Source organism: Desulfovibrio sp. JY, assembly GCA_021730285.1.
Classification (GTDB): domain Bacteria; phylum Desulfobacterota; class Desulfovibrionia; order Desulfovibrionales; family Desulfovibrionaceae; genus Solidesulfovibrio.
Genome location: CP082962.1, coordinates 966,610 through 981,351 on the forward strand (window position 1 = coordinate 966,610; position 14,742 = coordinate 981,351).

The window sequence follows — 14,742 nt, forward strand, 5'->3', positions numbered from 1 at the left end:
GGGGCCGACACCAGCAGCCATTTGTTTCTTGGCAATAAACGGCAAAACCGTTAGACACGCGGCATGTCTTTCCCCCCAGGTCTGCCGCATCTCCCCTGCCCCGCCACTGCGGGCTTTCGCAGCCGCATTGGTGCATGCATCCGAACGCCACGCGCGCGGGGATTCCTCTCTCTGGCCATCGCCGTCATGCTGGTGATCGCCTGCTGTATCGGCACGGCGCACGCCACAACACCGCAAACAACAGACAGTATCACCTACAACACGCCTATTCTGTCCCTTTGGCGCGATCCGAACGCCTTTTTCGCCATTCAGACCCCCTACGGAGAATTCCATTATATCGGCGAAGCCACTGTCCATTCCGATGATGGTCAACAAACCCTGCGCTTAAACGATCCGGGCGCCGCGCTCCTCAAGGCTGTCTTCCGCGCCGCCGATGGCAACCTCGTTCGGATTCGCGTCAGCACCGTAGCCAAAGGCGTGCTCGTGGGCATCGACGACGTCTCCGCCACCCTGGAACCACTTTCCCCGGCCGCGCCGGCAAAATCCGCCCCGTGAAAACCTCCTCCACTCGCTCGCAAAATGCTTTTGCCGACTGGCCGTTATGGCTCGTACTGCTGCTTGCCGCGGCAATCCGCCTGTCGTTTCTCGACGCCATGGAACTGTGGTGGGACGAATTCGTGACGCTTGGCCGGTCGCTGCCCGCCATCCCCGCCCTGCTGTCGGGGCTTATGTACCAAAGCCCCTCGGCGGTCAGCACGGATTGCAGCCCGCCGCTGCACCACCTGCTCGTGCACGCGGCGCTCCAGTTCGGCCGGGAGGGGGCGATCATCCGGCTGCCGAGCGTTGTTTTCGGCTGCTTGTCCATCGCCAGCCTGATGGGACTGTGCAAGCGCATGTACGGCCGACGCTGCGCCTTTGCCGGCGGTCTTTTTTGCGCGCTTGCCCTCTTTCACGTCTATTACTCACGGGATATTCGCTGGTACGGCGTCTATTTCGGCTGCGCGCTGACCGCGCTTTACGCCCTGTACCGGGCAGTCACCGAAGACAAAACGTGGCAGTGGGGGCTCTTCTCCCTGGCCAGCGCCGCCGGTCTCTACGCTTCCTATGTGGCCGCTCCGGCGCTGGCCGGCGAAGGACTTTTCGTCGCCGGCATCGTGGCCGGGCAATTCGCCCGGGGGGAACGTCGCGAGGCCAAACGCCTGCTGTTGCGGGCCCTCGCCGCCTTTGGGCTGACCTTCCTGCTGTACGCGCCCTGGCTGCCGGCCCAGTATTACGCGTACCTTTCCTTTCACGGCAACGGCCGGACCAATTCCTTCGTGCTGTCGGAATTCATGCGCAATATGCGTTTTTTCCTGGAATACTTCTATCAGGGGGGCTTCAATCGGCTGGTCTTCGCCCTGCCCCTGGCGGCCGTCGGCTATCTTTTCGCCTTGCGCCGGGAAGGCAAAACCGGCGCCTGGATGATCCTGGCCTGGGGACTGCCGCCCATTGCCGCGGCCTATGTGGTCAAAACGGATTTCTCCGTCTCGCCCAAATACGTCATGAGCGGATTTTATCTGCTCGCCTTCAGCCTGGCCTTCGGGGCCGAAGCGATCGCCCGGCTGCTGGAAAAGGCCCTGGCCTTGGCCAAGCCGCGCCTTCGGGCCACGGCAGGCTGGGGCGCCGTCCTGGCCCTCATCTTGACGGCCGCCGCCGCCAATTTCCATTATACCACGTTTTACCAAGGGAAAATGGCCACGGACAAAGGCCCGCTCCGGCAGGTCGCCCTGGCACGCAACGATATCAATGCCGTGCTCTACGATAACGAGCACAATTTCGCCTTTGTCGGAAACTGGTACCTGGGCGATATCTTTCCCCAGGCCAGCGGGCGCTTCGGCCGCGCCTACAAGCGCTATTATCTGCTGAGCGTCGGCCATCTCTCCCCGGCCTGGGCCCGGCCGCTTTTCAAGACCCAATCCTTCGACGTCCTGGTCGGCGGGCTGGTCAACCGCGCCCCCATACCCGTCATCCCCGACACGGCCGGGCATTTCCGCTATGCCGACGATTTCCGCGATTTCACGCTCTTTCACGACGCCTTCGCCACGGACAACGTCACGGCCGATCTCGGCGGCGGCGGGCTGGTGCCGGCGGACATGACCCGGCCGGGGACCATCCTGTACGCCTTTTCCCTGGCCGACGCCCCCGGGGCCACGGCAGCGCGGGTCAGCCTCACGGCGTATTGCCTCAAGCGCAACGCGTTTTTCCCCGACGCTTCGGCCACGGTCCTGGCCGGAAGCGATCCCGACCACCTGTCGCCCATCGGCCGGCTGGACGCCCTGTCCCCGCCCGGGCCGCCGCAAGAAAGCGCCGGCTGGCACGGCACCTACACCCGTACGGCATCCTACGAGATCCCGGCGCGGGACCTTGGCGGCCCAATCGTCTACGTGGCCGTGACCGTTTCCGACGGCACCCGGGAAGGAATGGTCAAGACCACCGATATGGCCATCGAAATCGACTGTGCAGGACCGCCGCCCGATCCGACGACGGTCCTGCGCCGACAGTGGCGCACGATCCTGGCCAACCTCGCCCCGGACCAGCGACCGGCCGGCGGCACGGCCGTAAGCCCCGGACGGCTCGCCGCCTTTTCCCGCAATACCGACGTGTTTCCCCCGGATGCCGCTTCGGGCCTGGGGGGGCCTGACGCCCGCCAGGCCTTTCTGGCCGCCCATCCCGGACTTTCACCGGTCCACGTCATCCGCGATGCCGCCGGCGCGCCTCTCTTGGAGCTTTACGATCCCTGGCTTGCCGATCCGTACCTGCATCTGGCCGGCGACGCCCGCATGACCGTTTCGCTTCCGGCCCCCCCTCCGGGCTACAAGGCCCCGGGCGACATGCAGCCAACCCTGGCCACGCTTGACGGCACCCCCCTGCCCCTGTCCTGCGGCCTGCCGTCACAGGCCACGGCCGTCTACGCACGGCAGGGACAAAGCTCCATCATCGCCAGGGAACTTTTCGATGTCGGCCACTTCACTCCCGGCGACTTTTACGCCATGCGCGACGTGCGGATTTTGCCCGACGTGGCGTCACTGACCTGCATGGGCAAAAAAGACTGCCAGGCCACCTACCGCTTCACCGCCCCCTACCCCATGAAACGGCTGGTGGTGACGAGTTTCCCCTCCGTGTTCGGCGACGCCGCACGGCGAAACCGCTGCCACCTCTCCGTATCGGCAAACGGCGGCCCCTTCGAAACGGTCTTCACCCTGCGCAGCCAAGGCAGCGGCACATGGGAAAACGCGGGGAACCATCCCTTTGTGGATGCCGTGCCCCTGCCGCCCGGGACCACCGATGTCCGCGTCAGGCTGGGCATGGTCACCGACGGCAGCCAGTGGCAATCCAGCCCGGAGCTGCCCATGACCTTCGAGATGTCCCTGGACACCGCCGGCATGCCGCCCCTGCCCCCGGCAACCGGCACACTCGTCAACGCCACGCCCGACAACAGGCCGGCGGCACTGCTTTTTTGCGACACGCCACCCAAGACCTTCGACAGCCTGCGGCCCGGGCTGACCGTCACGCCCTGGATGCGCCCTTTTTTCAGGTGAACCGCCACCCCTTGCCTCACGCATTGCCACGCGTTATAAGCCATAAAGGACTGTTCGTCTTTCCCTAAGGAGGAAACCACATGAGCTATCCGTATCGCTCGATGCCGACGACCCAGTCGCGCGTTGAGGTTTTAAATGCCTTCATGCGTGGCGTATACGGCTGGATGTGCATGGGCCTGCTCGTCACGGCCGCCGCGTCCGCCTTCGTCGTGTCGAGCCCGGCCATCATGCAGGCCGTCTTCACCAATCAGTTGATCTACATCGGCCTGATCATCGTCGAACTCGGCATGGTCGTGGGCCTGGCCGCCGCCATCAACCGCCTGTCCGCCACCGCCGCCACGAGCATGTTCCTGCTCTACAGCGCGCTTAATGGCGTCACGCTCTCGGTCATCTTCGTCATCTACGCCAAGGCCGTCATCATCAACGCCTTCCTGGTCTCGGCCGGCATGTTCGGGGCCATGAGCCTCTACGGCCTGCTGACCAAGCGCGACCTGACCTCCCTTGGCAGCTTCATGTTCATGGGCCTTATCGGCGTCATCATCGCCTCCATCGTCAACATCTTCACCAAGAGCGCCATGATGGACTTCATCATCTCGTGCGTGGGCGTGCTGGTGTTCATTGGCCTTACCGCCTACGACACCCAGAAGCTCAAGGTGATGGGCGACATGGCTCCGGCCGACGACGCCACGGCCGTACGCCGGGGGACGATCCTCGGCGCACTGACCCTCTACCTCGACTTCATCAACCTCTTCCTTATGATGCTGCGCCTTTTCAGCGGCTCCAACCGCAACTAACAGGACAGCTTCCCGGACACGACCGCCCCGGCCGCCGGCGCTTTTGCCGCGTCGACGACCGGGGCGGACACGCTTTTTCCGTTCCCCCCCAGGCCCGCTATGATCCCTTTCCCCATGCCCACACACCACCCCGCTCGCCTTAGCCACGCCCCAAGAAGGGCCTGCCGTGCGCAACGTCCGTAAACGGCAGCCAGGGCATACCCGGCCCAATGCCATGCTTTCCCGGCTGCCCGGGAAAACCGATCTGGCCGTCGCGGCCCTGTCCGCCCTGCTTGTGCCGCCCTCGAGGCTTTGGGCCCTTGGCCGACGCCTCAAGGCGAAGCTTCACGCCATGGGCCTGTGCCGGACCTGCCGGCCCAAGGCGCTTTCGGTTGGCGTCGGCGGCATGGCGGCCGAAAGCCGGGGCCGGGTGCTTCTGACCTCGTGGCTCCTCGGCTGGGCCAGGGCCAGGGATGTGGCCGTGGCCCTGTCCGCTTCCCCGGGCGACGGCCGACCGCCGGTCGTGCCCTACCAGCTCACCCCCGGCGACGACTGCGACGTCACCGGCATCGAGGCGGCGCTGATCGCCAGTTATGCGCCGGATGCGCGCCTGATCCTCGATACCGATCCCATCCGGGCGGCCAGAACCGCCGAGCGCACCTTCGCCCCGGAAATGCTGGTGCTCCAGGACGCCCTGGCCGATCCGCGCCTGAAAAAGGACATCGAACTGGCCATCCTGACCGCCGACGATCTGGGGGCGGGCTGGGACCGGGTGTTTCCGGCCGGCCATTGGCGGCGCGACGCCTCGGCCCTGGCCCAGGCCGACGCCTTTTGCGTCTTCGCCGGTCCCCTGGGCCAGCATGCCGCCCTGGAAGCGGCAAAAAAAACGGCTGGCCCCGTTTGACAAGCCCGTCTTCGGCCTGTCCTTTAACATCTGGCGCTGGCATGGTCCGGAAAAGGCCGTGGCCGGGGAGGAACTCGCCGGCGCGCCCTATGTCGCGGTGCTGGCCGAATCCGACCGCGAATTGCTGCCGGAGATGCTGCGACGCCAGATCGGCGTCGCGCCCCGCATCATCTTCTTCGTCCACGACCGGCATCGCTTCAGCCTCCAGGATTTCGAAAACCTGCGCGCCGACGCCGCCCGGTTCAAGGCCAGAAACATCCTGACCGCGCCGCGGCTGGCCCTGAAGCTGGCCCAGCATGGCGGCGTCCTGGACGGATACGCCATGTGGACCTATGATCCAGAGGTCGTCTTCGGGCCATCCCTGACCGACGGCACCCCGTTTCTCACCTGGTGGGAGGAGGCGTTCGAGCAGGCCGCCCGCAAGCGGAACACGCCGTAAGGTCCATTCACGAACAACACAGGATGGGAAAAACTTGTCTGACGAAAGCTTCTTCCCGGTCCCCTTCCCCGTCATTTTCTTCCTGAAAAAGGAAGGGAGATCCCTGTGCCCCCATTAAAAAATTTAGGAAAGGGAGAGCGCGAGAGGGGAGAACCCTTTTCAAAGGGTTTCCCCTCTCGCATCGCCTTGCTCCCCCTTCTCCTCCTCCTATTTCTTCTCCTCACCATCGCCTGTAGCCGGGAAAAGGGGCCCGAGGTGCGCCTGGGCTTTATCGCCACCTTCAGCGGCGACGATTTCCGCACCGGCCGCGACACCCTGGAGGCGGCCCGCTTCGCGGTGGACCAGGCCAACAAGAACGGGTTCCCGACCATCGACGGCAAGCCCTGCCGCGTGACCCTGTTCGTGGCCGACGACAAGGCCACGCCCGAGCAGGCGGCAACGGCCGTGCGCGATCTGGTCGGCAAAGACCACGTCATGGCCATCATCGGCCCCTACGCCAGCGAAACGGCCAATGCCGCCGCCCTGGCCGCCGACGCGGCCGGCGTACCCCTGATCGCACCCTCGGCCACGGCCGCCGTGGTCACGGCCGGCCGGCCCCACATCTTTCGCATCGCCTTCACCGACGCCTTCCAGGGACAGGTCCTCGGCCGGCTGGCCCACAACAGCCTTGGCCTCGCCAGCGTCTCGGTCATCGCCAACCGCGACAACCTGTCGAGCATGTCCCTGACCGACGCGTTCATGCGGGCGTTTACGGCCTGTGGCGGCACGGCGCGCGTTTTTTACTACGAGGACCGCACCCGGGACTTCGGCGGCATCGTGAAACAGGCCCTGACCGACGGGCCCCAAGGCGTCTTCCTGCCCAATTCCAGCAAGGAATCGATGCTGACCGCCCTGGCGCTGCGCCGGGCCGGCTTTACGGGCACCCTTTTCGGCGGCGACGCCTGGAACGGGCCGGAAGTGTCCAGCCTCGCCGCCTTCGACGGCTCCTTTTTCGTGGACCACTGGCGCGAAGACTGCCCGCGCCCGGCCTCCAAGACCTACGCCGAGGCCTTTCGCAGCGCACGCCGCCACCCGCCCACGGAACTCGGGGCGCTGACCCAGGACGCCGTGGACGTGGTGCTGGCCGCCGTGACCCAGGCCCACTCCGTCGATCCCGAGGCCGTGACCAAGGCGCTCATGGCCCTGCCGCCACACAAGGGCGTCACCGGCACCTTCGACTTCGTGGACGACGGCAATCCGTCCAAATCCCTGCTCATCACCAAAGTCATCGGCAACGGCCAGACCAAAACCCAGGATCTTCCGCCGCCCGGGCCATGCCCCAGGCAGTGAGACGGGACAGGGAAGAAAAGGCGCCTCCGGCGGCCAGGGGGAAACTTTTTGAAAAAAGTTTCCCCCTGGACCCCCTTCAAAAACTTTCAAGGGTGATGCGGGGGGAGGGCCTCGGTGCCGAAGAAAATCTCTTCCACACGGGTGCGCAGAGAGCACGGCTTTCGACCATCCGCGTTCCTCGCAGAGATCGTTTCGAGCATGGAGTGGAGGCCTGGAATGAAGGGCTGATGCCTCTCGCATCGTTGCCAGGCATGGGACATACCTCCCGGCCGGCATGGGACGTACCTCCCAAGGGCAGCATGCGATGTACCTCCAAGGCCGGATATGGGACGTACTTCCCAAAACCGGCATGAGACACATCTCCAAGGCCGGCGGGGGGCGGGGCGGACGCGAAGGCGTATTCTTCAAATATGCGCCGCGCGCGGCTGTCCCGCCCCCCGCCGGCCAACCAGCCGAATAGCGAGCCTAAGCCTCGCGCAAGGTTACCTTCCCAATCTCATGACGCGGCCGCGTCGTCCTGCCCACAGTCCAAATCGACATACCCCGCTTCGCCCATGGCCCGCAGCAAGGCCATGCCCCCGCATTGGCGGCTGACGGCGGTCGGCGACCAGACATGGTCGGCCACGTATTTCCCGGAGGTGTAGGCCGTGGTGAAGCTCCACAGGTAGGGGCTCGGCACGCTCGGCCGACGCAGCCGATAGCCGAAGCCGTTGTAGCGCTCCAGCACATAGGCCGTGCCCGGCACCGACCAGTCATCCCAGGCGTCGAGATGCTGCAGGCAAAGCGCGTCGACGGCGCTTTCCTCCCAGGTAAATGGCGGCTCCCCGGCCGCCGGGCGGCCGCGCGGCACGCGCACCGTGCGCGAGGTCAGGGCATCACCGTTGTGCAGATGACGGTTGAAATCCTGGCCGGATTCCAGGCTGTGCAGGATGCCGACCACGTGGGCGGGAACCCCGGTCGCCGCCGACACGGCCCGGTAGCGGGCCATGGGAGCCTCGGCCCAGATGCGCGACGCCAGCCGGGAAACCAGGGCGGCCCGTTCGGGGCGGATGGCGGCCTTTGTGAAGATTGTCCGATATTCCCGAGACAATTGGTCGGTAAAAGCCGGATGCGACATGAAAACCTCTCCGGTTGCGGGTTGTGCACTGCTTCCGCAAGCCTATGAGTCCATGCCCGGGGCGCGGCGTCAAGAGGGCACAGGCGAACCTTGCCGCGAAGGACGGGGGGGAGAGCGGACAGACCGGAGAAACAGGAAAAGGAGGGAGCGGGGGAAGCCCGGGGCGGGGCTACACCGCCCAGGCGGCGCTGGCCCGGCGGCCGGCGGAAAAACGCATGGCCATCTCATAGGCCACGTTGACGTCCTTCATGGCCTCCTCGTCGCCGCCGAGGTCGGGATGGTAAATGCGGGCCATGTGGCGGTAGGCAACTTTGATCTCGTCCACGGAGCAGGGATAATCCAGGCACAGGATGTCGTAGGCGCACTTGAGGTTCATGCCGCCCCGGCGGGCCAGCGCCCTGGCCCTGGACTGCCGGTCCTCGTCCAGGCGAAATCCCTGGTTCGATCGTCTGGAGGTGGCGGCGCGGCCGGCCTGCGCCCGGCCCGGACCGGACTGGGCGGAAGCACCCGAGGCGCCGAAGCGGGTTTCGCGCCGTTCGCCGCCGTTGCCGCCCGCGGATGTGGTCCGATGGGCATTCTCGGCCCGGGGACGCTCCCGGAAGGACTCCCCGGCCGTGCCCTGGGTCCGCGAGGAAGCGGAACCGTTGCGCGACGACCAGCGGCTCTCGCCGGCCCGATCCTTGGCGTCCGAGGCGGCGGAAGCGCGAAACCGGGAGTGGGAGGCCCCGGCCTCGCTTCCGGCGCTGGCGCGGAAGGATCTTCCCTGGCCGGCCTCGGCCTTCGTTTCGCCGGCACCGGGGCGGGACCAGGAACGAAAACGCTCGGAACCGGCCGACGTGGCCCCGGCGTGGGGCTTTCCCGATGCCCCGGGGGAACCGGCCGGGCCGGACTGGCCGGGACCGGTCGCCGCGCCGGAAGCGGCGGTACGGCCATTCCCGCCCGGAGCCTTGTGTCCACCGCCGGCTGCCGCGCCCTGGGCGCGAAACGTCTGCTGCTGGGCCCTGGCCCGGGACTCGTGATGCCCGTCGCCGCCGGTCGCGCCGGCATGGGGCCGGCCGCCGTTGCGGGCCATTTTCAGATTGCGCAGGACTTCCTGCAGATGGACGAGGATTTCCTGGAGGATGGTGCGCGTGCGGTTGAGCTGCAGTTCCAGGGCCTGCCAGTCCGTGCCGCCCGGCGCGGCCCCGGCCCTGTAACTTGTCTGACCTTGCGTCTCTCTGTACATGATTGCCGCCCGCACCCCTTCGCAAATTCCGCCAACGCGCTCCGAACATTCGCATCAGGAACACGCAACGACTTGGTATATCAGATTATCCTGAATAAAAACAACAAGGTTCCCTAGTATTCCTACGCAATAGCCGCTGCCAGCGCAAGGCGTATTTCCCAGGCCTTTCGGTCACCCCGCCCGCTAGTGACAGGCGGCTTGGTTTTGAGGTAAGGCCTTACGCGATACGACATAAGCCGCCTCGCCGGCCGACAGGCCCCGCGAGCAATTCGAGGAAGCCCATGAAACCGACCGATGCCGAAGTCGCCAAGCCGTTCGTCGACGCCACCAAGCACGTCCTGACCATGATGGCCCAGCTCGACCCCAAAGCCGGCAAGCCCTATGTCAAAAAAGCCGATGCCGCGGCCGGAGACGTCTCCGCCGTGGTCGGTCTGACAGGCGATCGCAACGGCAGTATTTCCATCAGCTTCTCCAAAAAATGCGCCATTGCCGTAGTCAAGAACATGCTCGGCGACGACATCGCCGACATCATCCAGGACGCCAAGGACGCCGTGGGCGAGATCACCAACATGATCTCGGGCCAGGCCAGGGCGGGCCTCAGCCAGCTCGGCCTCAACCTGTCCTCGTCCACGCCGACCGTCATTTTCGGCGACAACCACACCATCAGCCACATCACCTCCGGACCGGTGGTGGCCATTCCGTTCACAACGGAACACGGGGATTTCACCCTGGAGTTCTGTTTCGAGTGACCCTGCCCGGCTGCCGCGCCCATCCGGCCACCCGGTCGGCAAGGCGGCCGAAGGTCGACGCCATGGTCGTCCCCGCATACGTACCGCCCAGGACACGGGCCGCGCGTCCCCTCTTCCCCACCATCATGCGTGCAAGCAAAATACGGACCCTTTTAGGCCTCCTTCTGCTGCTCTCCTGGCTGCCGTTTACGGCCGCGACAGGCCGGGCCGCCCTGCCCGATGCGGCCAAGCCCGCCGACGACCTGCTCCCGGCCAGCCTTGAAACCGCGCTCTACCGCCTGCCCAAGGACGATCCCTCCGGCAAGGTGCTGGCCGTGCTGACCCTCGTCTCCGCCCCGGGCTGGCATGCCTACGCCGTGGGTCCGGCGGCCTCCGGGCAGTCGGCCCAGGCCTCGCTTCGGGCCGGGGATGCCGCGGCCGTGGCGCTTTTCCCGCCGGGGACGCCGCAGCCCGACGCCCTGGAGCCGGATAAAAACGTGCTCGTCTACGAGGGCAGGACGTCCATCTTCGTGCCGATTTCCGAGGCCATGTTCCGCGCCCCGGCCCTGACCGGCACCATGCGGGTCTTTTCCTGCTCGGCCACGAGCTGCTGGCCGTCCACGCTGCCGGTTTCCATCCCGCTTTCCGGGCGCGACGTGGCGGCCTTGCCCCCGGCCGAATCCGCGCCCTGGTGGCCGCTGTTCTCGGCCCTGCGCAGCGCGGCCCTGGCCATGCCCTCGGCAGCCTGTCCCGAACCGTCCCATCCGGGCATCCCCAGGCACGACGCCCGCCAGGACACCACCGGGAACGCCGGCGCATCACCGAACGTCACGGATCTGACGCCGCGTTTTTTCACCCCGGCCCTGGAAGTGACGGGATTGCTCAAGGCCGCCATGCTGGCCTTTTTGGCCGGGCTCATCCTCAACTTCATGCCCTGCGTGCTGCCCGTGGTCAGCCTCAAGCTGTCGGGACTGCTGGCCATCAGCGGCGAAGAGGGCAAGGCCGAACGCCGGCGCATCCTGCGTGAGCACAATTTCTATTTCGCCCTCGGCATCGTGCTCTATTTCCTGCTCCTGAGCCTGGTGCTCGGCGCGTTCGGCCTGGCCTGGGGCGAGATGTTCCAGTCCCCGGCCCTGGCCGTGGTGGTGGCGGCGGTGCTTTTCGCCCTGTCCCTAAGCCTTTTCGGGGTGTTCCACCTGCCGGTGGTGGACCTCAAAATTTCCTCGGGCGGACGGGGGCATACCCGGCGCGGCGCGTTTCTCACCGGCATGCTGACCACGCTTCTGGCCACGCCGTGCAGCGGCCCCTTTCTGGGCGGCGTTCTGGCCTGGACCCTGCTCCAGCCGCTGCCGGTGGTCATGACCGTCTTCGCCGCCATCGGCCTTGGCATGGCCTCGCCGTACGGCGTGCTGGCCATCTGGCCCCGGCTGGTGCGCTTTCTGCCCCGGCCCGGGGCGTGGATGCAGGGGTTGGAAAAGGGCATGGCCTTTCTTCTGGCCGCGACCTGCCTGTATTTCCTGGCCCTGCTCCCGTCGCACCGCATCCTGCCGGCCCTGCTCGCGCTGTGGGCCACGGGCCTTGGCGCGTTCATCTTCGGCAAAAGCGGCCACCTGGCCCGGGGACGCCTGCAACACCTGGGCATGATCGCCGCCGCCCTGGTCATTGCCGGCGGCGGGCTGACCTTCGCCCTGACCTACACCCCGGCCTCGCAGGCCCAGTGGGTGGAGTACACGCCCGAGGCCTTTGCCGAACGCCTGGGCAAGGACAACCTGATCCTGGATTTCACCGCCGACTGGTGCCCGACCTGCAAGCTTCTGGAGCGCACGGTGCTGACGCCGGACCGGCTCACCTCGTGGTCGACCCAGAGCAAGGCGGTCTTCATGAAGGTGGACCTCACGCGCCAGACGCCGCCGGCCATGGCCCTGCTGCGGGCGCTCGGCAGCCAGTCCATCCCCGTGGCCGCCTTCTTCCCGGCCGGCAGCGACGCCAAATCGCCGCTGGTGCTGCGCGACCTCTACACGGTCCGGCAGTTCGAGCAGGCCCTGGACGAGGCTTTCGGCAATCTGACGGGGAAACGGCTCGAAGCGAAAAATCCCTGACCCGACGCGCCCCGGCGCATTTCCGCTTGCGCCCCAAGCCCCTGGCGAGGGGGCGCAATACCCAGGAAAGGCAACTCGTCTCTTTACTCCCTCGGCGTGGATCCCCTGGCGGCCCCGCCTGTGGCCTGTACCTGGGGCATGTCGCGCAAACCGATGGGGGATTGATTGTGGGCAACCAGGCGTTGGTTGGCCACAGTTTCATTGGGACAGCCATGACCGAATGCACTTTTGACAAGGATGCCTATGAAAACGCCCAATTCGACAATGTCGATCTGGCCAATGGATGCCTAGAGGATACGTACTTTTACGGCTGCTCTTTTTCGAAGTCTTTGTTGCAATCCGCTCTTTTGCAGAACTGCGTTTTCGAGAAGTGCTCCTTCGAAAGATGCAACCTGTCTCTGGCCGACATCGCCGGCTCAAAATTTATCGACACGACTTTTAACGACTCGAAGTTGTTGGGTATCAATTGGAGCAACCGAAGCGGCATCTTCAGCGTCAACTTTGCAGCCTGCATGCTCGACAACAATGTCTTTGTCGACATGAACTTAAATAAATACAAGTTCGACACATGTACTCTTGTGGATGCGTCTTTTATAAATACAAAACTGAAATACGCTCTTTTTGAAAATTGCGATCTCGAAAGATGTCAATTCAATAATGTTGATTTAAGCTTTGCGGATTTTTCGACATCCAAAAATTATTACATCAATACCACGGGCAACAAGCTGCACAAAACCGTTTTTACACTTCCGGAAGCGGCTTCCCTTCTTGCCAATTTTGATATCACCTTAAAAGAATAAGTTCTTTTTCTGAAAGACCATCCGAAGGACTGTCGTCCGCGAGAGGGGACCTGGCTTCCCCCGGCATCCCTCGCCGTCTCCCCCGGAAGTCATTACAGGCGCTTCTTGAAGCCGGCGGATTCGAAATACCCCCCGGCCGTGTAAAACGCCTGCGCATCCTCCCGACCGGGTCCGGACACGAGCATCAGGTAGAAGCAATCCCGCGCCCTGGCCCGGCGCTCGATTTCCGCAAGCAAACGCCGTCCCACGCCCCGACGCCTGTGCCGCGCGGCCACGATCACGTTTTCCACCACCATGAACGGCCGGCACGGGCCGACCACGTCCAGGCAGACCACGCCCATGAGCGCGCCCACGAGTACGCCCTCTCCGGAGACGGCCCCGAGCAGATGGTAATCGGGGCTCGCCTCCATGCGGGAGAAGACGGCGGCCATATGCGTCGTATCCTGGGGCAGCCGCGACAGGGTTTCATAAAGTCCGGCCAACGCCGGCAGTTGCTCGACAGTGATGTCCGCCACGCGCATGACAGGCCTCCGCAGGGTTTGTCCAAGGAGACCACAGCACGGGCCGAAAAAAAAGGGGAACGCCCGAAGCGTTCCCCAAAATCGTCCGGTCCGTAACCGAAATGTCTACGGCTGCGCCTGAGAGGCAGGAAGCGGCGCGGGGGTGGCGGCCAGGACCTTGGAGTCCTTGGAGGATTTCTGGGCGGTCACGATCTTGAAGCCCTTGTCCAGGAGCTTGGACGTCTCGCGCAGGCGGACGCCGGCGGTGCGCGAACCGAGAACCACCGCGATCAGCCGGGTGTCGCCGCGCTTGGCCGTGGCGACGATGTTGTAGCCCGAAGCGCACACGAACCCGGTCTTGAGGCCGTCCGCGCCCTCGTAGCGGCCGAGCAGCGCGTTGGCGTTGTGGCGCTGGCGGTTGTTGTGGGTGAAAAACTGCATGGAATGGATGGTGAGCGCCTTGGGAAACTGCTCCAGGTAGGCGCTGGCCAGGCGCAGCATATCCCGGGCCGTGGTGACCTGCCCGTCGGCCGGCAGGCCGTTGGGGTTCATGAACCGGGAACGGGTCATGCCCAGGCGCTGGGCCGAGTCGTTCATGAGGTTGACGAAGGCGTCGGCATTGCCGTTTTCCAGGTGCTCGGCCATGGCCATGCAGGCGTCGTTGGCCGAGGCCACGGCGATGCCCGTTATGAGCTCCGTGACCTTGACGGATTCGCCGGCGCGCAGGTGCATGTTGGAGCCGCCCTGGGATGCGGCGCGCTGCGACACCTCGACCACGTCCCAGGGACGCAGCTTGCCCTGACGGATGGCGTCGAAGATGATGTAGAGGGTGAGGATCTTGGTCAGGGACGCCGGGGGAATCTGGACGTCGGGATTTTGCTCGTAGAGCAGTCCGCCGGTATTCATGTCCCACAGCATGGCCGATTTGACGGTCAGCCGCGGCACGGTGCACACGCCGATGTCGCCTTCCTCGTTCTTGGATTCGCGCACGGCGGGAGCTGCGGCCTTTTTGGCCCGGCGGGATTTCTTCGATCTTTTTGTGGATACCTTGGCCGACTTCGCCGGCTTGCCGTCCTTATGCGCGGCATGGGAAGCCTGCTTGGCCAGAGCCTGGCCATCGCCGCAAAGCGGTGCGGCCACCAGGGACAGGACGGCCGCGAGGATCACCAGGAAGGTGCGAAACGAATGCTGCATGCGACGCAAGTCCTCTTAATACGCCCTGGCGCGGCCGGCGCGCCCCGGGCGCAGGG

Annotated in this window: 11 protein-coding genes and 1 pseudogene; 8 read left to right on the forward strand and 4 right to left on the reverse strand. The window is 65.3% G+C overall.

Features of this window, described 5'->3' with window-relative positions; genetic code table 11:
* The first annotated feature begins 186 nt into the window (after positions 1-186).
* The 5 genes and pseudogenes from K9F62_04365 (at position 187) to K9F62_04385 (ending at position 7,023) form a co-directional block, all read left to right on the forward strand.
* The gene (locus K9F62_04365) at positions 187-555 is read left to right on the forward strand and encodes a hypothetical protein (protein ID UJX41930.1); all 369 of its coding nucleotides are present in this window, start codon (positions 187-189) and stop codon (positions 553-555) included.
* Positions 552-3,578, forward strand: a complete 3,027-nt coding sequence (locus tag K9F62_04370) for a glycosyltransferase family 39 protein (GenBank protein ID UJX41931.1) — start codon at positions 552-554, stop codon at positions 3,576-3,578. The genes K9F62_04365 and K9F62_04370 overlap by 4 nt, the downstream gene beginning before the upstream one ends.
* Positions 3,579-3,658: 80 nt before the next feature.
* Complete coding sequence (locus tag K9F62_04375; protein ID UJX41932.1) at positions 3,659-4,372, forward strand: Bax inhibitor-1/YccA family protein; 714 nt, start codon at positions 3,659-3,661, stop codon at positions 4,370-4,372.
* A 166-nt stretch (positions 4,373-4,538) separates the two neighbouring features.
* Positions 4,539-5,694, forward strand: a pseudogene (locus K9F62_04380) (tetraacyldisaccharide 4'-kinase).
* Between the two features lie 99 nt (positions 5,695-5,793).
* The gene (locus K9F62_04385) at positions 5,794-7,023 is read left to right on the forward strand and encodes an ABC transporter substrate-binding protein (protein UJX43126.1); all 1,230 of its coding nucleotides are present in this window, start codon (positions 5,794-5,796) and stop codon (positions 7,021-7,023) included.
* Positions 7,024-7,519: 496 nt separating this feature from the next.
* Here K9F62_04385 and K9F62_04390 read toward each other — a convergent pair whose 3' ends face one another.
* Together K9F62_04390 and K9F62_04395 are read right to left on the reverse strand one after the other, a co-directional pair.
* Positions 7,520-8,140, reverse strand: coding sequence for a peptidoglycan-binding protein (locus K9F62_04390; protein ID UJX41933.1), 621 nt, complete (start codon positions 8,138-8,140; stop codon positions 7,520-7,522).
* Between the two features lie 169 nt (positions 8,141-8,309).
* Positions 8,310-9,365, reverse strand: a complete 1,056-nt coding sequence (locus tag K9F62_04395; protein UJX41934.1) for a DnaJ domain-containing protein — start codon at positions 9,363-9,365, stop codon at positions 8,310-8,312.
* A 281-nt stretch (positions 9,366-9,646) separates the two neighbouring features.
* Here K9F62_04395 and K9F62_04400 point away from each other — a divergent pair, with 281 nt between their 5' ends.
* From K9F62_04400 to K9F62_04410, 3 genes are all read left to right on the forward strand, one after another.
* Complete coding sequence (locus tag K9F62_04400) at positions 9,647-10,114, forward strand: chemotaxis protein CheX (GenBank protein UJX41935.1); 468 nt, start codon at positions 9,647-9,649, stop codon at positions 10,112-10,114.
* Between the two features lie 125 nt (positions 10,115-10,239).
* Positions 10,240-12,192 (forward strand): thioredoxin family protein, encoded by a 1,953-nt coding sequence (locus tag K9F62_04405; protein UJX43127.1) that lies wholly within the window; start codon positions 10,240-10,242, stop codon positions 12,190-12,192.
* Positions 12,193-12,218: 26 nt separating this feature from the next.
* Positions 12,219-12,992, forward strand: a complete 774-nt coding sequence (locus tag K9F62_04410; protein UJX41936.1) for a pentapeptide repeat-containing protein — start codon at positions 12,219-12,221, stop codon at positions 12,990-12,992.
* 92 nt (positions 12,993-13,084) lie between these two features.
* Here the strand turns inward: K9F62_04410 and K9F62_04415 are convergent, their stop codons facing one another.
* Positions 13,085-13,513, reverse strand: coding sequence for a GNAT family N-acetyltransferase (locus tag K9F62_04415; protein UJX41937.1), 429 nt, complete (start codon positions 13,511-13,513; stop codon positions 13,085-13,087).
* A 105-nt stretch (positions 13,514-13,618) separates the two neighbouring features.
* Entirely contained in the window at positions 13,619-14,686 is a 1,068-nt protein-coding gene (locus K9F62_04420; GenBank protein UJX41938.1) for a D-alanyl-D-alanine carboxypeptidase, read from the reverse strand.
* Positions 14,687-14,742 lie beyond the last annotated feature (56 nt).

Excerpts from the sequence above, each read along its gene's own strand:
- K9F62_04365 (UJX41930.1), top strand. The coding sequence starts at position 187 with ATGCTGGTGATCGCCTGCTGTATCGGCACGGCGCACGCCACAACACCG.
- K9F62_04375 (UJX41932.1), top strand. The coding sequence starts at position 3,659 with ATGAGCTATCCGTATCGCTCGATGCCGACGACCCAGTCGCGCGTTGAG.
- K9F62_04390 (UJX41933.1), bottom strand. The coding sequence starts at position 8,140 with ATGTCGCATCCGGCTTTTACCGACCAATTGTCTCGGGAATATCGGACA.
- K9F62_04395 (UJX41934.1), bottom strand. The coding sequence starts at position 9,365 with ATGTACAGAGAGACGCAAGGTCAGACAAGTTACAGGGCCGGGGCCGCG.
- K9F62_04400 (UJX41935.1), top strand. The coding sequence starts at position 9,647 with ATGAAACCGACCGATGCCGAAGTCGCCAAGCCGTTCGTCGACGCCACC.
- K9F62_04405 (UJX43127.1), top strand. The coding sequence starts at position 10,240 with ATGCGTGCAAGCAAAATACGGACCCTTTTAGGCCTCCTTCTGCTGCTC.
- K9F62_04415 (UJX41937.1), bottom strand. The coding sequence starts at position 13,513 with ATGCGCGTGGCGGACATCACTGTCGAGCAACTGCCGGCGTTGGCCGGA.
- K9F62_04420 (UJX41938.1), bottom strand. The coding sequence starts at position 14,686 with ATGCAGCATTCGTTTCGCACCTTCCTGGTGATCCTCGCGGCCGTCCTG.